Here is a 23,463-nt window from a genome sequence, read left to right as displayed (position 1 = left end):
AAAAACTCCTTTATTCGATTGTACTATTGAGGTAAATAGTGGAGCAATTTGAGGAGATCGGAAAAAACTCCCATAGCTGTAACATCCGCTCCCGCACCGGGACCCTGCACTACGAGCGGTGTTTTTGAATATCGTTGTGTTTTGAACGCAATAATGTTATCGCTTCCCTTCGTTGAAGCAAGCATGTGATTTTCCGGAACTTCCAGAATACCGGCATGTGCCTTTTCACCTTGTAAGACTCCAACATATCGAAGAACACAGCCATGGAATTGGGCGGCTTCAAGACGGCGTTTCATAGCTTCATCATACTTTGCATAGCGTTGAAAGAACTCGCCCGAGAATTTTCCGCCCTGTAAAGGCTTCGGAACAAGATTCTCAACTTTGATATCGTGCATATCCATCTTCAATCCTATTTGGCGCGCAAGAATTAAAAGTTTCCTTGCGACATCGCCGCCCATCAGATCTTCGCGTGGATCCGGCTCTGTGTAGCCGAGACCGAGCGCCTCTTGTACAAGTACACTGAATGGCCGTGTGCCGTCATAATAATTGAAGAGATGACTGAGTGTTCCGGAAAACATCCCTTCTATTTTTACAATTTGATCTCCGCTCGCAATTAGATCTTGCAATGTGGAGATAATCGGCAAGCCTGCGCCAACGTTTGTTTCATAGAGAAAATATTTCTGCCGATTCTTCATGAGTTCAGTCAGTTGTTTATACCGCTGCCACGGAAGAACATTCGCTCTTTTGTTCGGTGTAATAATGTGCATATTCAATTTTACAAAATCTTCGTACATATTGACAATTTCCGGGCTTGCAGTACAATCGACAAGGACAGCGTTCGTTAAGTGAAGCGCTGCAATTTGCTGTAATAATTCTGGATATTTCATTTTTTTAGGAGCGTTATCAAGAAGTTCTTTCCATCGTTTGAGATCGATCCCTTTTGAAGAAAAAACAGCTTTTCCGATATCGTAAATTCCGCATACACGGACATCAAATCCTTCCGATCGAAGATAGGAATGTTGCTGCTGGATCTGCCTGAGAAATGTACCGCCGATATTACCGGGACCAATCAGAACCACACCAAGTTTTTTCCTTGGCTCGAAGAATGCCTCGTGGATAACATTGAGTGCAAGAAGTTTCTGTGCTTCGTCAATGACAAATGAAATATTACGTTCCGATGCTCCTTGAGCAATGGCAGAAATATTGACGCTGTTTCGTCCAAGCGCCTGAAATACTTTTCCCGACACACCCGGTGTGCCCTTCATTCCATCGCCGACAATTGCAACAATCGTCTGATAAGGTTTTTCGTCCAACGAAGTCAGTCTGGATTGAAGTTCAAAGTGAAATTCATGATGCACCGCTTTTTTCGCCGCGCCTGCATCCGACGTGCTGATAGCAAAGCAAATAGTATGTTCAGATGATGCCTGGGAAATCAAGATCACATTAACACTGTGGGATGCAAGCGCTCGAAACAATCGCTCTGCGATTCCGGGAACTCCTACCATGCTCATACCGCGTAAGGTAAGAAGCGTGCAATCATCTACTGAGGTGATTCCTTTCGCTACGCCTTCCCAGCGGTTGATGTGATGCGAAATGTGTGTACCTGCTGCCGCTGGATTCAGTGTATTCTTGATATCAATCGGAATATGTTTCGCTACGGCAGGAGCAATAGTGGAAGCATGGAGTACTTTTGCACCGAAATAGGAAAGCTCCATCGCTTCTTCATACGACATCTGCGGCACAACGAACGCAGCGGGAACAGAGCGCGGATCCGCACTGAGAATTCCATCGACATCTGTCCAAATTTCAATTAACGAAACATCAAGCGCAGCCCCGAAAATTGCCGCCGAATAGTCGGATCCATTTCTTCCGATGGTGGTGGTAAGACCGTCGTCGGTTGAACCGATGAATCCTGTAACAACTGGAATAAGTCGCTTGCTCGAATGTTCAAAGAGTTTTTTGAAATGTATTTTGATTGCACGATTGGTTTTATCAAATTGAACGGCAGCACGTGTGAATCGATCATCGGTCTTCACAATTTCGCGTGAATCGACGAAACACGATGGTTGTGATTGTTGTAGAAATGAAGCGATGATCAATGCCGAAAGCCGTTCACCAAAGCTCGCTGATAAATCAAGCGCGCGCGGAGAACTGTGGCGAAGCAGATAAATTCCTTGAAGAACATCTCTGAGTTCTGCGAGCATTGTTTGAAGTTGTGCTGCAACATGCTTCGGTGGACAATTATTATGAAGAACTTTCAATATCGTCGTATGGCGTTTCACAAGTGTTTTGTACATTGACTGAAACTTTGTATCACCTACTTCTGCCAGATGCGCACATTCTAATAGTTGATTTGTGACTCCTTGAAAAGCCGAGACAACGACAACCACGCGTTCTTTCTTCGCAGCATCGAGAACAATGGAAGCAACGTCACGAATCCGTTCTGGATTGGCCACTGATGATCCGCCAAACTTCAATATTTTCTTTATCTGCATGTGGTTTCTCTATCGTTTAAAGACTGAGAGGTATAGTTTTATTTTGTAGAATATTTGCAAGCTGAAGCATGTCTTCCATCACACCGGCGGCTTTGATTTCGGGACCTGCTCCAGGTCCGGAGATAACAAGCGGCATTTCTTGATAACGATGCGTAAAGATCGCAACAGAATTTGCCGGACCGCTTTTGGATCCTATGTGGCCATCTCTGGCAACCGACATCAATCCAACTCTGCCTCCTTTGGAAGTCATTTGTGCAACATACCGAAGGCTTTTCCCTTCACTTTGTGCCAACCGAACCTGCGACGCATACATCTCGTCGAGCGATGGGAGTGCAGACATAAATTCTTCAACTGTTCGTCCAGCCCATGTTGACGGATACATTGGTTCTGAAGTCAGATTGTTCATCTCCAACGGCCAACCAGCTGTGCGTGCAAGAATCAGCGCTTTTCGCACAATATCATGTCCGCTCAAGTCGTCCCGAGGATCCGGTTCTGTGTAACCCATATTCTTCGCATTTGCCACAGCGACAGAATAAGGAAGTCCTAGTTCCAGTGCGGTACAAAGAAAGCCGAGCGTTCCGCTGACCGATGCTTCAATACTTGTTACCTCGTCACCGGTATCGAGCAAATATCGCAGCGTAGAAATGATCGGCAATCCCGCCCCGACCGTTGCTTCATAGCGAATGAGCGGATGATCAAAAAACCACTTTGCTTTTGCCCATTCACCGGCAAGCGGAATTTTATTTGCCATGACAATCCCGCATCCTGCCTGTAATGCATCTTTTAACCGCGGCACAGCGTCAGTGGAATGTGTTGCATCAACAACGATGATCCCTGGACGGTACACATCATTTAACTTTGTGTGAGGATGAAGATCTGTAATACCATTGAGCCTGCGCCGTTCATCTGTGTCATGCAGAATTTTCTGCAGCATTTCTTTAGGAATCCCATCGCTTTCCAGCATCAGACCCGAGGAATCTGCAATGCCAACAAGAACAAATTGAATGCCGGTTCTCTGGGCAACAGTTTTGTGCGTGTCAATAATTTGACGCACAAGAGTCCGACCCACCGGACCGAGACCGAGCAAAATAAATGGTACTTGTATGTCCATCATTCATCTCACAAAAGAATATGTATCATTATATTCCCGCAACAACCATGTCACCTATCTCTTCAGTCGTATATCCCATTTTTCCTGCCGCGAGAGTCTTGAGTTTGTTTTGCACGATCTTGATAACCGCATTCTCAATTGCTTTTCCGGCTTTTTCTTCTCCGACTGTTTCTAACAGCATCCCCATTGCACAGATCGCTGCAAGCGGGTTAATGACATGTTTTCCCGTGTACTTTGGAGCCGATCCGCCGATGGGCTCGAACATGGAAACACCTTCCGGATTAATATTACCGCCAGCTGCAATTCCCATACCGCCCTGCACCATTGCGCCAAGATCTGTTATGATATCGCCAAACATATTATCTGTTACGATAACGTCAAACCACTCAGGATTTTTCACAAACCACATGGTCGTCGCATCAACGTGAGCGTAATCTGTCTGAATATCCGGATATTCTTTTTTCACTTCATCGAATGTACGCTGCCAGAGATCCCAGGCAAAGGTCAGTACGTTTGTTTTTCCGCAAAGCGTTACTTTTCGCTTCTTGCTGTTGCGCTTTTTGCAATATTCGAACGCGTAGCGTATGCAGCGTTCAACACCCTTGCGTGTATTGTGCGAGATTTGAATCGCAATCTCATCTTTCGTGCCTTTATTTTCAAAACTGCCTAAACCTTTATAGAGACCTTCGGAGTTCTCTCGCACAACAACAAAATCGATATCTTCCGGTTTCTTATCCTTGAGTGGACAGAAGGCTTCATTGTACAATTTGATTGGACGTAAATTAATATACTGATCGAGAGCAAAACGTGTCTTCAGCAAAATCCCTTGTTCGAGAATGCCGGGTTTCACGTCCGGATGACCGATTGCACCCAGAAAAATTGCATCAAATTTCTTTAAACCTTCAAGCTCTTCATCACTAATAGTTTTTCCGGTTTTCAAATACCTTTCACCGCCGTAATCAAACATTGTTGTATCATAAGAGAATCCATATTTCTGTGAAACGGCCTTTAGAACTTTCAAACCTTCAGCTACCACTTCCGGACCAGTGCCATCACCACCAATTACTGCAATATTATATTTCTTTGCCATTGTTATTCTATCTCTCCTTAGTTATTAACATTAAAAAATATTGCCACGAGCTTCAGCTCGTGGACTTGATTATTAAAAGAGTCTCGGCTTTAGCCGCATCTATGTCCAATCATCTAAACTTGTGACTCAAGCCAAGTCTATCTCATACTCATTACACACGACGTGAACCTGTCTGCCGGCAGGCAGGCGTCGTGGCAATACAGTGACACCTTATTCTTTCTATCTATAAGTTATTCATTACTTTGCTTAATTCTTCCGACCTTCGTGTTGCCGTAGCAACGGCATCAATCAACATCGAGCGAAGGCCATGCGATTCAAGTTCGTGAATTGCATTTATGGTTGTTCCACCGGGCGTCGTCACTTGATCGCGCAAAATTGCTGGATGCAAACCGGAAGATTTTGCCAACTTTGCCGAGCCGAGAACTGTTTGAATGGCAAGCTTTGTGGAAATGTCACGAGACAATCCCATTTTCACTCCGCCATCAATCAGGGCTTCAATCACCATATAAATGTATGCCGGACCGCTGCCGCTGAGACCGGTAACGGCATCAAGTTGATCTTCGGTGACAACGACAACCTCGCCTACAGCTTCGAAGATGGCTTTTGCAATTTTCTGCTGCTCAGCAGTTACGTGCTTTCCGAATGCAACGGCTGCTGCGCCTTCATCAACCGTCGCAGCAATATTCGGCATCGTACGCACAATGCCAAGATTCGTTCCTAGCATCTGTTGAATAAACGCAATGCGCATGCCAGCGACAATCGAAATCACGAGATGGTTGTGCCGAATCGACTCTTTCATGACTTCTAATACTTTGGAAAGTGTTTGCGGCTTCACACAAAGCAATAAAATATCCGACTCTTTCACCGCTTCTTTGATGCTGAGCGTTGTGCGGATTTTCCACTCCGATGCAAGGGTTTTCAGTTTCTCTGCATTGACGTCGCATGCAATAATTTTTTTGGGAGGCGTCAATTTTGCGTTGATGATACCCTTCAGTAACGCCGATCCCATATTGCCTGCACCAAGAATAGCAATCGGCCGATCGATATGATGGTGATCCTCATGCTTCTGCGTCAATTCTTTTCCCTTGGTCTGCATAACCTGTTCTCCGTTATTTTGCGTACTTCGCTTCGTATTGTTCTACCTCTTTGCTGAACCGCCGCAAATATTCCAATTCATCGACGCCGTTCAGGAGACAGAATTTTGAAAACGGATCGATCGGAAACGTTGCGTTTTTTCCGGATGGAAAAACGATTCGCTGTTTTTCAAGATCGATCGTCACTTCGGCATTCGGAGAATTTTGAATTTCTTCTTTGAACTGCTGGTGTTCTTCCTGCGTGAGAACGATGGGAAGAAGTCCGTTCTTCATCGAATTACTGCGGAAGATATCTGCAATGGTCGTGCTGATCACTGCTCGAAATCCGAATGCTGTGAGTGCCCACGGCGCATGTTCACGCGATGAACCGCATCCGAAATTATCTCCCGCTAAAAGCACCTGCGCTCCACGATGATGCGGCTGGTTCAACACAAAATCGGATTTTGGAGAACCATCGGCATCGTACCGCCAATCGCAAAACAGCTGTTCGCCAAGTCCATTCTTATCGGTGACCTTAAGAAATCGCGCTGGAATGATTTGATCTGTGTCTATATTATCCACAAGCAGTGGAACGACGCGTGATGTAAGTTTTGTAAATGTTGCCATAGTATTTTTTAGACTTTAGTGATTGAAAATGAATTTATCGTTTCACGGCTTCGACTTCAAGCCGCATCATATGAACATGAACCCTACCGTTTCCATCAACGGAATGCTGCTGAATATAATCATTCGCTAACCGGGCAATAAAAATTTCTCTCTTTTCATCCGGTACCCGCTGCGTATACGGAAGCCATGTTGTTCGAATCCACGCTTTAAAATCAGTGTGGTCTTGGTGAACCGCGTCCTTGGGTATTAGCTCGATACGTTTTGCATGGAACCCTGCTTCATATACCCACTGACGGTACTCTTCGGCATTGTAAAAGCCATACGGAAAAGTAAATCCATGGAAGTACCCATGCCATTCGTTTGTTTCAATTAATTTATCAAACACAGCCAATACATCCGCCGCATTGCCGCGACCACCCATTTGCAAGAGAATTTTACTACCACGCTTTAAGCTTTTATAGATACCTTGCAATACAGGACGTTGATCAAGGATCCAATGTAAGGTCGCATTCGAAAAGACAATATCGAATTCATTCTCGAACGTTAACCGGCTTGCATCTTCGTGTTGAAATCGCACGTTAGGAAAAACAACTGCTGAAAACTTACTTTGCGCAAGCGCGATCATCGCATCGGAGCTGTCAATGCCAATGACCGATCCATTCGGCAGGCAGCCGGCAATCTCGGCAGTGACTTTACCGTCACCGCTTCCAATATCAAGAAGCTTTTCGTTGCCTTTCAACCTTAGCTTGCCGATAAGCTCACGCGCCCATTGCTGCTGGATGCCAGAACTTTTCGCATAGTCAATTGCATTCCACTGATAGGTTTGCACGTTCATTACTCAATCCGTGAGTAATGTGCGAACATCTGTGATCTTTCCAGTAACAGCGGCGGCGGCGGCAGTCAGCGGAGAAGCGAGAAGAGTTCGTCCGCCTTTGCCTTGCCGGCCTTCGAAATTGCGATTACTCGTTGAGACGGCATATTGACCTGCCTTAATTTCATCTCCATTCATCGCAATGCACATCGAACAGCCGGACTCGCGCCATTCGGCACCGGCATCAATAAATACTTTATGCAATCCTTCCGCTTCCGCCTGCCGTTTGATTTCCTGGGAGCCAGGTACAACCATCGTGCGTACATTCGGTGCAACTTTGCGTCCTAAAAACACGCGCGCAGCTTCGCGTAAATCAGAGATACGGGAATTTGTACAGCTCCCGATGAAGACGACATCAATCTTTTTTCCGGAAAGAGGTTCATTTGGTTGAAATCCCATATACTGAAGCGATTTCTCCAATGTCTGCCTCTCTGACGCATTGCTCATCTTGGATGGATCAGGAATCCGTCCTGTCACCGGTAACCCCATGCCCGGATTTGTACCAAAAGTCAACATAGGCACAAGGTTTGAAACATCCAACAATACTGTTGTATCGTATATTGCACCCGCATCTGTTGGCAAGGAACGCCAGTACTTCATCGCTTTTTCCCATGCATCGCCTTTCGGAGCAAACTCACGATTTGCAAGAAATTCAAATGTTTTATCGTCCGGAGCCATCATACCTGCACGAGCACCGCCTTCGATGGACATGTTGCAGACGGTCATGCGTTCCTCCATTGAAAGAGAACGAACAGTCGATCCGGTATATTCAATGACGTGCCCTGTGCCGCCGCCGACGCCAATCTTTGCAAGCAACGCAAGGATGATATCTTTCGCTGTCACGCCTTTACTCAGTTTTCCTTCAATACGTACTTCCATTGTTTTGGGAAGCCGCTGCAAAAGACATTGGGTCGCAAGTACGTGTTCGACTTCGCTTGTGCCGATGCCAAACGCGAGAGCACCAAACGCACCGTGCGTTGCTGTGTGGCTGTCACCGCACACGATGGTCATTCCCGGTTGGGTAAATCCGAGTTCCGGTCCGATCACATGCACAATACCGCGCTGCGGATGATCCTTGCCATATAAACGGAAACCAAATTCCTGTGCATTCACTTCCATCTGACGCATTTGTTTTGCAGCGAGTTCATCTGAAATTCGAAGAGAGGGCGGCAAGGTCGGAATACTATGATCCATTGTTCCGACAGTTCTATCCGGACGCCGCACTTTGAGTCCGCGACGACGCAGACCCTCAAATGCTTGGGGTGAAGTAACTTCATGCACAAGCTGTAAATCGATGTACAAAACCGCAGGGGAATCTTTTTCCTGCGCGACAACATGTGCGTTCCAAACTTTCTGAAAGAGTGTGAGTGGCTGAGACATTATTTCATTCCGTGATTATTATAGTTCATTGCATATTCAAGAATACTATCTACATGTATTTCGGTTGTATTCAACAATTTGAAATTAATAAAATCCTCTTCTTTTAAGATAAAAGGTAATTCCGTTCCGCCTAATATCAGACCTTCTATACTGTTTTGCTTTATCATGTGAAGAACGATGTCAATAAAGGCATTCTTTGTCTCTTCAAGAAATATTCCCTTCACAAACTCATTCATATATTTATCATGAATGTAATTTTGTGATTCCAAAGACGGTGTTATGATCTCTATTCCTTCTCTGGAAAATCCAGCTTGATAAAATCCGCTTTGCATTGTGGACATTGTACCAAAGAGTCCAAGCTTTTTGACACCGAGTTTTATTGCATACGCGACCGTTACATCAACGATACTGATTAATGGAATAGCAGATCTCTTCTGCAATTGTTCAAAAACAACGTGAGGTGTGTTGGATGCTATCGCTGCAAAATCAGCACCGCCGTCTTTCAGCTTCTGAATCTCACTACTTAAATAATCGACTAATGCGTCGTACCATTTTTTTGCAACCAAGTCTAACATCCGCGTCATATCAATACTATTAATCAATATAGATGGATACTGACGGGTCTTTCCTTTTTCTTGAAATCCAGAAATTATTTTCTGATAATAATCTATTGTCGATGGAGGAGCAATGCCTCCAATAATTCCAATAACTTTTTGCATAGAGATACTGAGACGGTAACACTATCCTTCAGAGATGTTTATTTTGGCTGTTCTTCTTTTCGTTTTTTTGATGCCAAGGCCCGGTTCAACGCTTCTAAGTATGCTCGCGCACTCCCGGCAAGAATATCTGTACTTGCGGCGCGGCCGTTATACAACACACCATCAAACTCAACGCGCACAAATACTTCACCGACTGCATCATGACCAAGGCTAACAGATTTGATAGAATATTCCGTTAGCTTTCCAATCATACCGGTTATACGTTCGATCGCTTTATAAGAAGCGTCCACAGGTCCGTCACCTGTTGCCGAGTCTACAATTGTTTGGTCACCTTGCTGTAATTCGATTGTTGCAGTCGGACGAAGATTTGTACCGCTGACGATTTGAATGTTCGCAAGATGATACACTTCTTCGGTTTCACTGGAGGTTTCAAGAATTGCTTCAAGGTCCTCATCAAATACTTCTTTCTTTTGATCGGCTATCTCACAAAAGAGTTTATAGGCGCGCTGGAGCTCTTCGTCAGATAATTTGTATCCCAATTCAGTATATCGCTGTTTCAATGCATGTCTGCCGGAATGTTTTCCAAGCACCAACATGGTATGTTTGATACCGACTGACTGCGGCGTCATGATTTCGTATGTGATAGGGCTCTTGAGCACTCCATCCTGGTGAATGCCGGCTTCGTGGGCAAACGCATTCGCGCCGACGATTGCTTTATTTCGCTGAACCATCATACCGGTAAGACTGCTCAATAATTTACTTGATTTGTAAATCTCCTCTGTATCAATATTCGTTTTAAGACCAAGTTTTTCGTGCCGCGTCTTGATAGCCATAGCTATTTCTTCTAACGAAGCGTTGCCCGCACGTTCACCAATCCCGTTCAGAGTGCACTCCACCTGTCGTACACCATTTTGAATCGCAGCAATAGAATTGGCAACTGCCAGACCGAGATCGTTATGACAATGTGAGCTCAAAATCGCTTTGTTGATATTCGGCACTCGTTCTCGCACCATACGAAACATTGCACCATATTCATCAGGAATAGCATACCCGACGGTATCAGGCAGATTGATAATACTTGCACCGGCGTCAATTGTTGCTTCGACAACTTCGTATAAATAATTAATATCGGTACGGGAGGCATCTTCACAAGAAAATTCTACTTCTTCACATAGCGATTTAGCATACTTCACCGCCCACACTGCATCTTGTAAAACCTGCTCACGTGATTTCTTCAGTTTGTACTTCAAATGCAAATCCGACGTTGCGATAAACGTATGGATACGCGGCTTGACCGCTCCTTGAATCGCTTCCCATGCACGATCAATATCCAGCTTTACGGTACGGGCAAGTGCTGCGACTGTGCAAGTTTTTATTTTCTCCGCAACGAGTTTTACTGCCTCGAAGTCGCCGACAGATGCAATAGGAAATCCTGCCTCGATCACATCGACGCAAAGAAGCTGAAGTTGACGGGCGAGACGAAGCTTTTCTTCAATATTCATACTACAGCCGGGAGATTGTTCGCCGTCGCGCAGTGTCGTGTCAAAAATATATATTCGGTTTTCCATAGTTTGTTTTCCTACACTGTTTTGTTTTCGAGGTGTGCTAACTTGCGAACCCACTCCATCAATATTCCAAATTGTTCCGGTGTTAGCGATTGCGCCCCATCCGAAAATGCAGCTTCCGGATGCGGATGCACTTCAATAATGAGTCCATCGGCACCAACAGCAATAGCTGCTTTTGCAAGCGGTGTCACAAGACTGCGCACGCCAGTGCCATGACTTGGATCAACGATCACAGGCAGATGACTCAACTCTTTCAAAGCCGGCACCGCTGAGAGATCACAGGTGTTGCGGGTGTAATCTTCAAATGTTCTGATGCCTCGTTCGCAGAGTATGACTTGTTCATTTCCCTGCGACATAATGTATTCTGCCGACATAAGCAATTCTTTCAATGTGCTGGACTGGCCGCGTTTTAGCAGAACCGGTTTCTTTAATTTACCGATGTCTTTCAGCAGTGCAAAGTTTTGCATGTTCCGCGCGCCAACCTGTAAAATGTCTGCATAGTCTGCCACGAGCGGTACGTCGGTCGGTGTGATTACTTCTGTAATAATAAGCAGCCCGGTTTTTTCACGCGCTTCGGCAAGGAGTTTTAATCCTTCTTCTTCTAAACCTTGAAATGCATAAGGTGATGTCCGTGGTTTGAACGCACCTCCGCGCAGAACTTTCGCTCCCGCCTTCTTTACTAATTCTGCTGAAAGGAGAATTTGTTCGCGGCTTTCAACCGAGCAAGGTCCCGCCATCACAACAATAGTGCCGTTACCAATGACAACAGGCGGCAGATTGGTTTCATTCGGAGCCGGAATTGTAATAGACGTTCGAGACTCATTCCATTCCCGGCTTGCAAGCTTAAACGGTTTTAAAATCGGGACAACATTTTCCACGCCATCGAGTGTTTCGAGTGCCTGCAATCGGTACTTCCCGCGCTCATCTCCCACACAAGCAATCACGGTGCGCAATTCGCCATAAATTGGATGCACACGGAATCCAAGTTCTTGCACTTTCTCGAAGACACGGTCAATTTCCTGCTGGGCTGCACCTGCTTTCATCACAATAATCATTGAACAATTTCCCCTTTATAAAGAACCAAATATATTATTTGATCTCTTTTGCCTTGTGCTTCAATAAGTGATAACTGATCGAATCAACCAGAGCTTTCCAGCTTGCTTCAACCACGTCCGGAGATACACCGACTGTATTCCATGATGATTCACCGTTTTTCGTCTCAATAAGTACGCGCACTTTTGCCGCTGTTGCATTTTGTGTATCAAGCACACGCACTTTGTAATCAGTCAGGTGAATTTCACTGAGTTCTGGATAAAATTTTTCAAGAGCTTTTCGCAGCGCTTTATCGAGTGCATTAATCGGGCCATCTCCCTCGGCAGCAGTGATTTCTGTCTCGTTGCCTACGCGTATCTTAATAAGTGCTTCAGAACGTGCATCCTTTTCAAGACTATCTTTTTGGATGCTGACCTTGAATCGTTCTAAATCGAAGAATTGTTTCATCTCTCCGGTATGGCGCTTTACCATCAACTCAAACGATCCTTCGGCATCTTCATAACTATAGCCGAAGTGTTCCATCTCTTTGATTTCATCAACGATTTTCTGCACGGCTGGAGATTTTTCGTTCAGCTCCATGCCTAATTCCTTCACTTTGAAGAGAACATTGCTTCGACCAGAAAGATCTGAAATGAGAACTCGGCGAACACTGCCCACTGATTCAGGTACGATATGCTCATAGGTAAGTGCAGATTTCATCACAGCACTGACATGAACGCCGCCTTTGTGGGCAAATGCACTTTCACCGACGAACGGAAGATTCTTCTGGTGTTTCATATTTGCCAGTTCACTTATGTATCGTGAAACGCTCGTAAGGTGCTGCAGTTGTTCATCTGCAACACAACGATATCCCATCTTTAATTGAAGATCGGGAATAATTGTGCAGAGGTTGGCATTCCCGCACCGCTCGCCATAACCGTTGATCGTTCCCTGAACTTGCACACATCCTTCGCGCACCGCCATCAATGAACTTGCGACAGCGGTTCCTGAATCGTTGTGCGTATGAATACCAAGCGGAGTAGAAATATTCTTTTTGACCTCACGTACTAATTCTGCTACTTCCCACGGCAGGGTACCGCCGTTGGTATCGCACAGAACAAGGATTTCTGCACCCGCCTTGGCAGCAGCCATTAATGTCTGCATGGCATAGGCCTTATCCTGTTTATATCCATCGAAGAAATGTTCTGCATCGTAGATCACTTCTTTTCCATGTTTCTTAAGATAGACGACGGAATCGCTAATGATCGTTAAATTTTGTTCGGGTGAAATTTGCAATGCTTCTTTCACATGGAGCAGCCATGTTTTGCCGAAAATTGTTACAACCGGCGTCTGTGCATCCAAGAGAGCGCGAATATTCGCATCTTTCTCGACAGGATTTTTTGCACGGCGTGTAGAACCAAACGCCGCGATTTTTGCATGCAAAAACTTAGTGTTGCGAGCACGTTCGAAAAATTCCATATCCTTCGGATTCGAACCGGGCCAGCCGCCCTCGATATATGACACACCAAACACATCAAGCCGTTTGGCAATCTTTATCTTATCTTCGGCAGAGAAAGAGATCTCTTCGCCTTGTGTGCCGTCGCGCAGCGTTGTATCATAGAGATATATTTGTTGCATAGACAACCTTTTACTAATCTATGAATGATTACTTCTCTTCACAGTGCATTTATAAAATCTCAAGTTCCAAACTCCAAACAAATGACCATATTCGAAATACCAAAACTAAAAACGATTTGTTGCGTGTTTTAGATTTTCATTGGTGGAAATTGTTTGCTATTTGTCATTTGTAATTTGAGTTTTCCTATATTTTAATTTTGTCCTCGACCGCTGATTCCTTTGACACGCTTGGAAGTCGTCTTTGACTTTGCTTTCTCTTTAGGACGGAGCGCGCGAACCGCACCACCAGTACGCCACATCTCAGAATTATGAATCTCGCCAAGCTTCTTCGACAGATATTCTTGGTAATCCTTACCGCCGCAGTCTTGAATTACTTCGCGTGTTTCCTGACCGGTCTTGACAGACTCATAGAGTCTTTCAAATACCGGAAGATTCGCCTGGTGGAAGATCGGCCTCCACTTAAGCGCACCATGTTGTGCTGTCACGGAACAGTTTGAATACATCCAGTCCATCCCGTTCTCATCGACAAGCCGGATAAGACTCTGTGTCAGTTCCTCAACTGTTTCATTAAATGCTTCGGATGGCGAATGACCATTTTTACGAAGCACATCATACTGTGCCTGCATGAGGCCTGCAAGCGCACCCATGAGAACTCCGCGTTCGCCTGTAAGGTCGCTATAGACTTCCTTCAAAAAGGTTGTCGGGAATAAGTAGCCCGAGCCGATTGCAATTCCAACAGCGATGCAGCGCTCTTCTGCGCGTCCGGTTGCATCCTGGAATACACCAAAACTTGAATTGATGCCTGCGCCGGAGAGAAAATTTCGGCGAACATTGAGACCGGAACCTTTCGGAGCAACAAGAATTACATCAACATTTTCTGGTGGAATAACTCCAGTCTGATCTTTATAGGTAATGGAAAATCCGTGCGAAAAATATAATGCGTCACCGGGTTTAAGATTCTTCTTGACCTCAGGCCAAATTATGCGCTGAGCTGCATCGGACACAAGTATCTGAATGATGGTTCCGCGTTGAACAGCTTCTTCAATCGGGAAAAGTGTTTTACCCGGGACCCATCCGTCTTTCACCGCACGGTCCCAATCTTTTTTATACTCTTTTGACTGGCCGATGATCACATGAATACCGTTGTCTTTCATGTTCAGCGCCTGGGCGGGACCCTGTACACCGTATCCAATGACAGCAACTGTTTCTTTTTTTAGAACCTTGCGCGCCTTTGCAAGTGTAAACTCCTTTCGAGTAACAACTTTCTCTTTTTCTCCGCCAAAATCGATAATCGCCATGAGTTTTTCTCCTTAATTAGATGATTTTTTCTGTTTCAATAATTCTTGTCTTAAGTATAGCCACTGAAGATTCAGTGTCAGTCAATACATCTTTATGATCTTCGTGGACAAAATCTTACGGTAAATTTGAAAATCCCATTAAATGAATATCCATTGCACGGGCAACTTTTCGTCCTTCCGCAATCGCCCATACAACCAGTGATTGACCCCGTCGCATATCACCCGCTGCAAATACTTCGGGAACAGAGGTCATGTAATTCTCGTCGGTGGAAACATTGCCGCGAGAATCGAGCGCAACGCCAAGCTCATCGAGCAATCCATTCTTCGTCGGTCCGGTAAATCCCATTGCAATGAGGATAAGGTCGGCATCCATGGAGAACTCCGATCCCGGAACCGGTTTAAACTCCGGCGCAGGACCAACACGTATTGCGTGCAGTTTCTTTACATTGTCATCAGCATCGCCTTCGAATCGGGTTGTTGCAATAGACCAGTCCCGAATTCCACCTTCTTCGTGTGCACTTTCAGTACGCAATTGCAGCGGCCACAACGGCCAGGGCGTACTGGGCGAGCGGTCATTCGGAGGTTTAGGCATAATCTCAAATTGCTGTACGGATGATGCTTTTTGCCTATGCACTGTCCCAAGACAGTCGGCACCTGTATCTCCGCCGCCAAGAATAATCACGCGCTTGCCGGTTGCAAGAATTTCTTTTTCCGGATCAACAATCGTACCGCCAACACGCTTATTTTGCTGCGTGAGAAATTCCATGGCGAAATGGATTCCTTTTAATTCACGTCCCGGGACTTTCAGATCACGGGGAGATTCAGAACCGCCGCAGAGAAGTATTGCACTGTATGAGCGCTGCAATTCATCGGAGGCGATATTCACTCCGACATGCGCTTTCGTAGCAAACACAATTCCTTCCGCTTGCATTATTTCAACGCGCCGGTCAACTTGATATTTTTCAAGTTTGAAGTCGGGAATTCCATATCGTAATAATCCGCCAATGCGGTCGCTCTTCTCATACACTGTGACATGATGCCCAGCACGATTTAATTGCTGTGCCGCTGCCAACCCAGCCGGTCCCGATCCGATCACTGCTATTGTTTTTCCTGTCCGCACCGCGGGGCGCTCAGCCCTGATCCATCTTTCGCGGAACGCAACATCAATGATCGACCGCTCAATTGCCTTGATTGAAACAGGCGGTTCATTGATGCCTAATACGCATGCAGTCTCACACGGAGCAGGGCAAACACGTCCGGTGAATTCCGGAAAATTGTTTGTCGAGTGCAGAATGCGGATTGCTTCTTTCCATCGATTACGGTATACAAGGTCATTCCAATGCGGAATAACATTATTCAGCGGACATCCTTGATGACAGAAAGGTATTCCGCAATCCATACAGCGAGCGCCTTGCGTACGTACTGCTTGATCGGGAAATTCTTTATAAACATCCTTCCAGTCGTTGATACGCTCTGTGACCGGCCGCCGTGCCGGTGTTTCACGTTTAAATTCTAAAAAACCAGTCGGCTTACCCACGGGACACCTCCTCGACAACCGCTACCGATGTCTTTTTTTCCTGAACCGCATTTGACGCAGCGCTCAAAACTCTTTTATAGTCATGTGGAAATACCTTCACAAACTTTTTTACAAGCTGCGGCCAATGGTCAAGAATAAATCGAGCACGCGGGCTTGCAGTATATTCAAAATGGTTTTCTACAAGCTTTCGTATCGTTTCTTCATCCTTCGCATCAAGCGGATCAACATCGACCATAGACCGGTTACATAGTGTCGTAGAAAACTCGCCTGATTCATCGAGCACGTACGCAAAGCCGCCCGACATACCTGCCGCAAAATTTTTTCCAGTTGGTCCAAGAACCACCACAATTCCATTCGTCATATATTCGCAGCCGTGAGCACCAACCGATTCGACAACAGCAGTTGCGCCAGAGTTGCGGATAGCAAAACGTTCACCTGCTTTTCCATTGAAATACGCTTCGCCGCTCGTTGCTCCATAGAGAATAACATTACCGACTACCGTGTTTTCCTCGGGCACACATTTCGATCTTCTCGGCGGATGAATGATTAGTTTGCCGCCTGACAAGCCTTTTCCCGTATAGTCGTTGGCATCTCCTTCAAGCATCAGGGTGACACCCCGTGCGAGAAATGCGCCAAAACTTTGGCCTGCGGAACCGGTAAAATGAACTTTAATAGTATTCTCCGGCAATCCGCCAGAACCATACTTCCTGGCAATCTCACCGCTGAGCATTGCACCAACCGTGCGGTGTATGTTTCGAATTGGGAGATTGAACTCTACAGGAGTTTTGTTTTCAATTGCTTCCTTTGCTTTTTCAATCAACTGATAATCAAGGACATCGTTTAATCCATGATCTTGCAGAATTTGACTGCGGCGGCCGAATCGTGACGGCGCCGTAGGATTATGCAGAAGGAACGAAAGATCAATATGTTTTGCTTTCCAGTGCTCGACGGCTTTTCGAGCTTCCAGCATATCGACACGCCCGACCATTTCATCCACCGTCCTGAATCCAAGCTGTGCCATAATCTCGCGCAATTCTTCGGCAACGAAGAAAAAGAAATTGATGACATGTTCCGGGGTTCCTTCAAACTTTGCACGAAGAGCCGGATCTTGTGTTGCAATACCGACCGGACAAGTATTGAGATGACATTTTCGCATCATGATGCAGCCCATCGAAACGAGCGGCATAGTCGAAAAACCAAATTCTTCCGCACCTAACAATGCTGCAATAGCAACATCGCGCCCTGTTTGTAATTTTCCATCGGTTTGCAGACGGACACGGCTGCGCAGGTCGTTCAAGACGAGCACCTGTTGTGCCTCCGCAAGTCCGATTTCCCATGGAATGCCGGCATGCTTAATGGATGACAACGGCGATGCTCCTGTTCCGCCGGAATCGCCGCTGATAAGAATCGAATCTGCATGCGCCTTCGCGACGCCGGCAGCAACGGTACCGACACCGTTTTCCGAAACAAGTTTTACGGAAATGCGGGCGCGCGGATTTACATTCTTCATGTCGAAAATGAGCTGCGCCAGATCTTCAATGGAATAAATATCATGATGTGGCGGCGGTGAAATAAGTCCGACACCCTGAATAGAATGCCGTGTTCTCGCAATGATGGCATCTACTTTATGGCCAGGAAGTTGACCGCCCTCGCCAGGTTTTGCACCCTGTGCAATCTTGATCTGGATCTCGTCTGCATTGACCAAATAGTTTGCCGAAACACCAAAACGCGCAGAAGCAATTTGTTTAATAGCGCTCCGGCGAAGATTTCCGTCAGCATCCGGTTTGAATCGTTCTTCATCCTCTCCGCCTTCACCGGTATTCGATCTGGCGCCCATGCGATTCATCGCAACAGCGAGTGTCTCATGCGCTTCTTTACTGATAGAACCGTACGACATTGCCCCGGTAACGAACCGTTTAACGATTTCTTTTGCCTGTTCAACTTCGTCTATCGGGACAGAGCGTGTTCCTTTTTTAAATTCCATCAGCCCGCGCAGATTATACAATCCTCCATCCTGCTTGTTGAGATGCTGCGCATACTCTTTGTAACTTTTTTTATCCGAGAATCGCACCGCTTGCTGGAGCTTTGTGATGGTTGTTGGATTCACCATATGCCGTTCGCCATTGATACGGAAGTAATAATTCCCTCCGAGATCAAGTTCTGTATCGACACTGGTGAGTTTCCGGAATGCAAATTCGTGTTTCATCTTTGCTTCCTGCGCTATCACATCCAGCCCGATTCCGCCAATACGAGAAGCGATGCCCGTAAAATATTTGTCGACAAGTTCTTTTCCCAGACCGATCGCTTCGAATACCTGCGCGCCCTGATAACTTTGTAATGTGGAAATACCCATTTTCGACATTGTTTTGAGTATTCCTTTATTTACTGCTTTTTTATAGTTGTACACTGCTTTTTCAAGCGTCAGGCCTTCCGGAAAATATTCGCGATTCGAAAGCTCTTCTAGTGTTTCGAGAGCGAGATACGGATTGACCGCACTTGCACCGAATCCGATCAGCAAGCAGAAATGCATCACTTCGCGCGGTTCACCGGACTCGACCACCAGTGCCACTTGCGTACGGGTTTTTTCCCGAACGAGATGATTGTGCACTGCAGTCAGAGCCAGTAAACTTGGGATTGCTGCATACTCTTCATCGACGCCGCGGTCGGAGAGGATGATAATGGTGTACCCTGATTTAATTGCCAATGATGCGCGACGGCAGAGTCCGTCCAGCGCGCGTTCAAGTTCCTTTTCTCCACCATCAACACGGAAGAGCGTCGGCAGCATGGTGGCAAGAAAATCTCCCTGCGAGACCCGGCGCATTTTTTCCAGATCGTGATTTGTCAGGATCGGTTCCGGCAATTTCAGCGTGTGGCAATGCTGAGGCGTTTCATCTAGAAGGTTGCCTTCTGTTCCAATATAACTTTTCAGCGACATTACTAACTCTTCGCGGATGGAGTCGATCGGCGGATTTGTGACCTGCGCAAAATTTTGTTTAAAGTAATTGAACAACGGTTGTGGTTTATCCGACAAACATGCCAGCGGTGTATCCGCACCCATCGAACCGACAGGGTCCTGTCCATCTACTGCCATCGGGATCATGATCATCCGGATATCTTCGTCTGTGTACCCGAACGCGCGCTGCCGTTTCAGTAAATCTTCAGGACTGAAACCGATCTCGCGCGGAGGTTCAGGAAGCTGATCGAGCCGAATTTGATTTTCTTGAATCCATTGAGCATAGGGTTGACGCTTTGCAAGCCTGGCTTTGATTTCTTCGTCTGGAATGATTCTCTTTTCCGTCAGATCAGCAAGCAGCATGTTGCCAGGTTCCAGGCATCCTTTGTGTTTTACGTTTTCCGGTTCAATATCCAATACGCCCGCTTCAGATGCCATGATAAGAAAATTATCATGCGTTACCAGATATCGTGCAGGACGAAGTCCATTACGATCAAGTGTTGCACCGATCACGCGTCCATCGGTAAATGCGACAGCGGCAGGGCCGTCCCATGGTTCCATCAATGATGCATGGTATTCATAGAATGCACGTTTCTCCGGCGACATTCCCGTATCCGCATCCCAGGCTTCAGGAATAAGAATTGTCATTGCATGAGGGAGACTGCGCCCGCTCATCGTTATCACTTCTACTGCATTATCCAATGCAGCAGAGTCGCTGACACCCGGCTGGATGATGGGGAATAATTTTTCGATTTCATCACCAAACACCGCCGATTTCAGTACCGATTGACGCGCAGACATCCAATTGACGTTTCCGCGTAAAGTATTAATCTCTCCATTATGACAAATATATCGAAACGGATGCGCAAGCTGCCAGCTCGGAAATGTATTTGTAGAGAACCGCTGATGCACAAGACAGAGCGCGCTCATCGTGTCAGGATCCGACAACTCTTTATAGAAACGTGCAATCTGCGGCGCGATCAATAATCCTTTATAAATAATGGTATAGGACGAAAGCGACGGAACATAAAAGAAATTTTTATTCTGGATATTCGAGGCTGCAATTTCCGATTCGGCTCGTTTCCGAATAATGTACAATTTGCGTTCAAGTTCTTCGCGCGTCATACCAGAAGCCTTCCGAACGAAAATCTGTTCAATGTACGGCTGCGACACGCGTGCAACACGGCCGATCGCATCTGCATCAAGCGGCGTGTCACGCCAACCGAGCATGCTCAATCCTTCTTCCTGCACTATTCGTTCGATGATGGCTTCACATTCAAAACGCGGCTGAGGTTCAACCGGCAGAAATAACATTCCAACGCCATACTCGCCTTCGGGCGGCAGTGCAAAGCCAAGCTTCCCGCATTCTCTTGCAAAAAACTTATGCGGAATCTGTATGGTAATACCTGCACCGTCTCCTGTTTTCGGATCGGAACCGCTTGCACCGCGATGCGCAAGGTTCACCAATATCTGGATCCCTTTCATGATGGTATCATGCGAACGCTCAGCATTCACATTGACGATAAAACCTATTCCACATGCATCATGCTCATTACGCGGATCGTACAACGGAAAATCTTTTAATACTGTTGATGTCATATTATTTTCATTTACCTTATCATTATGCTTATGAATCATTAAGCCATTGGGCCTGTGAGCCTAAAAGCCTTTGAGTAAATATTACTCAAAGACTCAACGACTCTATGGCTCATATGCTATGAAATCATACCTCGCCCTGAAACTCTCGTTTGATTGCTACGCGACCTGTGCGCGCCAGTTCTTTAATACCAAAAGGTTTGAGCATGTTAATAATTGCATCCACCTTCAATTGTGAACCCGTCGCTTCAATGGTTAGTGTTTTCGGACTGACGTCTACTACCTTCGTACGAAAGATTTCCGAGATCTGCATAATCTCCATACGTGTTGTCGGTGTGCATTGTACTTTCACCAACGCTAGTTCCCTGTCAACGAACGTATCATCTGTTAGATCGACCACTTTAATCGTATCGATCAGTTTATGGAGCTGCTTCATAATCTGTTCGATGATCTGATCGTCGCCGCGTGTCACGATGGTCATGCGCGAGACTTCGTCATCCTCTGTCGGCCCGACGGTGAGACTGTCGATGTTATATCCCTTTGCCGCAAAGAGTCCGGCAATTCTATTCAAAGTGCCAAAATGGTTTTCCACAGTCATCGAAATCGTGTGCTGTTTTGCCTGTTCATTTGTCATTGATGATGCCATGTTCATTTCTCCTGTTTTCGGTAGCATTATCCTTTTGCATGAATCATCGTTTTATGAGTTGCATGCGATTGTTCTAGCGGTTCGGGACTATCCATAATTTCGTTTACCGTTTGTCCGGCGGGGATCATTGGATAAACATTTTCTTCGGGTGCTACGACAAACTCAACGAGAATAGGACCATCGTTATATTTTAATGCAATTTTGATGGTGCTCTCAACCTCTGCAGGTGATGTCACTCGCATACCGCGAATACCGTACGATTCAGCCAGCTTCACGAAGTCCGGACTTGTAATTTGTGTATGGGAATACCTTTTTTTCCAGAAAAACTCCTGCCACTGGCGTACCATGCCGAGATATCCGTTATTCATAATAAATATTTTCAAAGGAAGCTTATTTTGGGCAATGGTCGCCATTTCCTGAATGTTCATTTGAAAACCGCCGTCACCGCTGATGCACACAACCGGCAGGTCTTTGCGGCCGAATGCTGCACCCATTGCAGCGGGAAGTGAGAAACCCATTGTTCCGAGGCCGCCCGATGTAATCTGCGTGCGAGGATGTTTCCATTTGAAGAACTGGGCGGTCCACATTTGCGATTGACCGACATCGGAAACAACAATAGCATCGCCGTCTGTAATTTCGCCAAGCTTGTGAATAACATGCTGTGCACGAAGCGACCCGTCCTGTTTATATCTCAGCGGATGTTCTGCTTTCCATCTATCGATTGTCTTCAGCCACTCTTTTGTATCCAGCGGTTTCACAAGTTCAAGCAATTGTTTGACAACGCGTTTTACATCTCCGACGATCGGAACATCCGCCGGCACATTTTTACTGATTGCGGATGGATCAATATCGATATGAATTTTCTGGGCGTTCTTTGCGAATGCTTCCACTTTTCCAGTCACACGGTCATCAAACCGTGCACCAATAGCAACAAGTACATCGCACTGATCGACAGCCATGTTGGAGTACCACGTACCATGCATGCCCAGCATACCGAGCGCCAGTTTGCTCTGCTCAGGATATGCACCTAATCCATGCAGAGTTGTGGTTATCGGTGCATGCAGTTTGTCCGCAAGTGCACGAACTTCCACAGATGCGTTTGAACTGATAACACCGCCGCCGACATATAACAAGGGCCGTTTCGCTTCATTGAGAAGTTCTGCCGCTTTTTTGATTTGTCTCAGGTTCCCTTCCACAACCGGATTATAACTTCGGAGTGAAATTGTCTTAGGATATTCAAAGACCGCTTTTGCCGCAAGCACATCTTTCGGCAAATCGACAAGCACTGGGCCCGGACGTCCGGTGGTGGCAATATAAAACGCTGCCTTGATGGTGTTTGCCAGATCGTTGATATCTTTCACGAGATAATTATGTTTTGTGATCGGGCGCGTGATACCGACAATATCCACTTCCTGAAACGCATCGTTTCCAATAAGTTTCGTGATGACCTGACCTGTGAACACGACAAGCGGTATCGAATCCATATACGCGTCGGCAATTCCGGTTACTGCATTTGTTGCACCGGGACCGGATGTAACAAGCACAACACCAGGCCTGCCGGTTGCTTTCGAATACCCCTCAGCGGCATGTGTTGCACCTTGTTCGTGCCGAGTGAGAATGTGTTTGATGTGTGTTAGGTCATGAAGTACATCGTAGATGCCGATAACGACACCGCCTGGATACCCGAAGAGTGTATCGACGCCTTCTTCTACAAGGCACCGCACAAATATTTCTGCTCCCGTCATCAGTTTGCCTTGATGATTGTCCTGTGCTTTCATCGGTGTCATAACCGTATTCCTAAATTAGTTGTGAGATGAAAAAATAATTTCTTC

Annotated in this window: 16 protein-coding genes; all 16 read right to left on the bottom strand. The window is 46.1% G+C overall.

Translation table 11 applies throughout. From position 1 onward, the window contains the following. Positions 1 to 23: 23 nt before the first annotated feature. The 16 genes from thrA to ilvB all read right to left on the bottom strand — a co-directional run bounded on the left by thrA (position 24) and on the right by ilvB (position 23,418). Positions 24 to 2,495 (bottom strand): bifunctional aspartate kinase/homoserine dehydrogenase I, encoded by a 2,472-nt coding sequence (thrA, locus tag NTX44_12260; protein ID MCX6122374.1) that lies wholly within the window; start codon positions 2,493 to 2,495, stop codon positions 24 to 26. A gap of 16 nt (positions 2,496 to 2,511) precedes the next feature. After that, positions 2,512 to 3,609, bottom strand: a complete 1,098-nt coding sequence (locus NTX44_12255) for a hypothetical protein (protein MCX6122373.1) — start codon at positions 3,607 to 3,609, stop codon at positions 2,512 to 2,514. A 25-nt stretch (positions 3,610 to 3,634) separates the two neighbouring features. Next, positions 3,635 to 4,696, bottom strand: a complete 1,062-nt coding sequence (locus NTX44_12250; GenBank protein MCX6122372.1) for a 3-isopropylmalate dehydrogenase — start codon at positions 4,694 to 4,696, stop codon at positions 3,635 to 3,637. A 223-nt stretch (positions 4,697 to 4,919) separates the two neighbouring features. After that, positions 4,920 to 5,792, bottom strand: a complete 873-nt coding sequence (proC, locus tag NTX44_12245) for a pyrroline-5-carboxylate reductase (protein MCX6122371.1) — start codon at positions 5,790 to 5,792, stop codon at positions 4,920 to 4,922. A 13-nt stretch (positions 5,793 to 5,805) separates the two neighbouring features. Then, the gene (leuD, locus tag NTX44_12240; GenBank protein MCX6122370.1) at positions 5,806 to 6,396 is read right to left on the bottom strand and encodes a 3-isopropylmalate dehydratase small subunit; all 591 of its coding nucleotides are present in this window, start codon (positions 6,394 to 6,396) and stop codon (positions 5,806 to 5,808) included. 34 nt (positions 6,397 to 6,430) lie between these two features. Beyond that, positions 6,431 to 7,231, bottom strand: a complete 801-nt coding sequence (locus tag NTX44_12235) for a methyltransferase domain-containing protein (protein MCX6122369.1) — start codon at positions 7,229 to 7,231, stop codon at positions 6,431 to 6,433. Between the two features lie 3 nt (positions 7,232 to 7,234). Further along, the gene (gene leuC, locus NTX44_12230) at positions 7,235 to 8,647 is read right to left on the bottom strand and encodes a 3-isopropylmalate dehydratase large subunit (GenBank protein MCX6122368.1); all 1,413 of its coding nucleotides are present in this window, start codon (positions 8,645 to 8,647) and stop codon (positions 7,235 to 7,237) included. Further along, positions 8,647 to 9,366 (bottom strand): amino acid racemase, encoded by a 720-nt coding sequence (locus NTX44_12225; protein MCX6122367.1) that lies wholly within the window; start codon positions 9,364 to 9,366, stop codon positions 8,647 to 8,649. Before NTX44_12225 ends, leuC begins: the two co-directional genes overlap by 1 nt. 38 nt (positions 9,367 to 9,404) lie before the next feature. Continuing rightward, the gene (locus NTX44_12220; protein MCX6122366.1) at positions 9,405 to 10,934 is read right to left on the bottom strand and encodes a 2-isopropylmalate synthase; all 1,530 of its coding nucleotides are present in this window, start codon (positions 10,932 to 10,934) and stop codon (positions 9,405 to 9,407) included. Between the two features lie 11 nt (positions 10,935 to 10,945). After that, positions 10,946 to 11,986 carry a 3-deoxy-7-phosphoheptulonate synthase gene (gene aroF, locus NTX44_12215; protein ID MCX6122365.1) on the bottom strand — a complete coding sequence of 347 codons (1,041 nt, stop codon included), beginning with the start codon at positions 11,984 to 11,986 and terminating at the stop codon, positions 10,946 to 10,948. Positions 11,987 to 12,020: 34 nt separating this feature from the next. Further along, positions 12,021 to 13,601, bottom strand: coding sequence for a citramalate synthase (gene cimA / locus NTX44_12210; protein MCX6122364.1), 1,581 nt, complete (start codon positions 13,599 to 13,601; stop codon positions 12,021 to 12,023). Positions 13,602 to 13,792: 191 nt separating this feature from the next. Beyond that, on the bottom strand, positions 13,793 to 14,899 hold the full coding sequence (gene ilvC, locus NTX44_12205; protein ID MCX6122363.1) for a ketol-acid reductoisomerase: 1,107 nt from the start codon (positions 14,897 to 14,899) through the stop codon (positions 13,793 to 13,795). A gap of 115 nt (positions 14,900 to 15,014) precedes the next feature. Then, positions 15,015 to 16,436: a glutamate synthase subunit beta gene (locus NTX44_12200; GenBank protein MCX6122362.1), complete on the bottom strand. Its 1,422-nt coding sequence runs from the start codon at positions 16,434 to 16,436 to the stop codon at positions 15,015 to 15,017. After that, positions 16,429 to 20,988 (bottom strand): glutamate synthase large subunit, encoded by a 4,560-nt coding sequence (gene gltB, locus NTX44_12195; GenBank protein MCX6122361.1) that lies wholly within the window; start codon positions 20,986 to 20,988, stop codon positions 16,429 to 16,431. Before gltB ends, NTX44_12200 begins: the two co-directional genes overlap by 8 nt. A gap of 124 nt (positions 20,989 to 21,112) precedes the next feature. Next, positions 21,113 to 21,631 (bottom strand): acetolactate synthase small subunit, encoded by a 519-nt coding sequence (gene ilvN, locus NTX44_12190; GenBank protein ID MCX6122360.1) that lies wholly within the window; start codon positions 21,629 to 21,631, stop codon positions 21,113 to 21,115. A gap of 26 nt (positions 21,632 to 21,657) precedes the next feature. Next, positions 21,658 to 23,418 carry a biosynthetic-type acetolactate synthase large subunit gene (ilvB, locus tag NTX44_12185; protein MCX6122359.1) on the bottom strand — a complete coding sequence of 587 codons (1,761 nt, stop codon included), beginning with the start codon at positions 23,416 to 23,418 and terminating at the stop codon, positions 21,658 to 21,660. Between the last annotated feature and the right edge of the window lie 45 nt (positions 23,419 to 23,463).

The sequence above is a fragment of the Ignavibacteriales bacterium genome, assembly GCA_026390575.1.
Classification (GTDB): Bacteria; Bacteroidota; Ignavibacteria; order UBA10030; family UBA10030; genus Fen-1298.
This window is presented reverse-complemented; position numbering and strand designations above follow the sequence as displayed.

Excerpts from the sequence above, each read along its gene's own strand:
- thrA (MCX6122374.1), bottom strand. The coding sequence starts at position 2,495 with ATGCAGATAAAGAAAATATTGAAGTTTGGCGGATCATCAGTGGCCAAT.
- NTX44_12255 (MCX6122373.1), bottom strand. The coding sequence starts at position 3,609 with ATGATGGACATACAAGTACCATTTATTTTGCTCGGTCTCGGTCCGGTG.
- NTX44_12250 (MCX6122372.1), bottom strand. The coding sequence starts at position 4,696 with ATGGCAAAGAAATATAATATTGCAGTAATTGGTGGTGATGGCACTGGT.
- proC (MCX6122371.1), bottom strand. The coding sequence starts at position 5,792 with ATGCAGACCAAGGGAAAAGAATTGACGCAGAAGCATGAGGATCACCAT.
- leuD (MCX6122370.1), bottom strand. The coding sequence starts at position 6,396 with ATGGCAACATTTACAAAACTTACATCACGCGTCGTTCCACTGCTTGTG.
- NTX44_12235 (MCX6122369.1), bottom strand. The coding sequence starts at position 7,231 with ATGAACGTGCAAACCTATCAGTGGAATGCAATTGACTATGCGAAAAGT.
- leuC (MCX6122368.1), bottom strand. The coding sequence starts at position 8,647 with ATGTCTCAGCCACTCACACTCTTTCAGAAAGTTTGGAACGCACATGTT.
- NTX44_12225 (MCX6122367.1), bottom strand. The coding sequence starts at position 9,366 with ATGCAAAAAGTTATTGGAATTATTGGAGGCATTGCTCCTCCATCGACA.
- NTX44_12220 (MCX6122366.1), bottom strand. The coding sequence starts at position 10,934 with ATGGAAAACCGAATATATATTTTTGACACGACACTGCGCGACGGCGAA.
- aroF (MCX6122365.1), bottom strand. The coding sequence starts at position 11,986 with ATGATTATTGTGATGAAAGCAGGTGCAGCCCAGCAGGAAATTGACCGT.
- cimA (MCX6122364.1), bottom strand. The coding sequence starts at position 13,601 with ATGCAACAAATATATCTCTATGATACAACGCTGCGCGACGGCACACAA.
- ilvC (MCX6122363.1), bottom strand. The coding sequence starts at position 14,899 with ATGGCGATTATCGATTTTGGCGGAGAAAAAGAGAAAGTTGTTACTCGA.
- gltB (MCX6122361.1), bottom strand. The coding sequence starts at position 20,988 with ATGACATCAACAGTATTAAAAGATTTTCCGTTGTACGATCCGCGTAAT.
- ilvN (MCX6122360.1), bottom strand. The coding sequence starts at position 21,631 with ATGGCATCATCAATGACAAATGAACAGGCAAAACAGCACACGATTTCG.
- ilvB (MCX6122359.1), bottom strand. The coding sequence starts at position 23,418 with ATGACACCGATGAAAGCACAGGACAATCATCAAGGCAAACTGATGACG.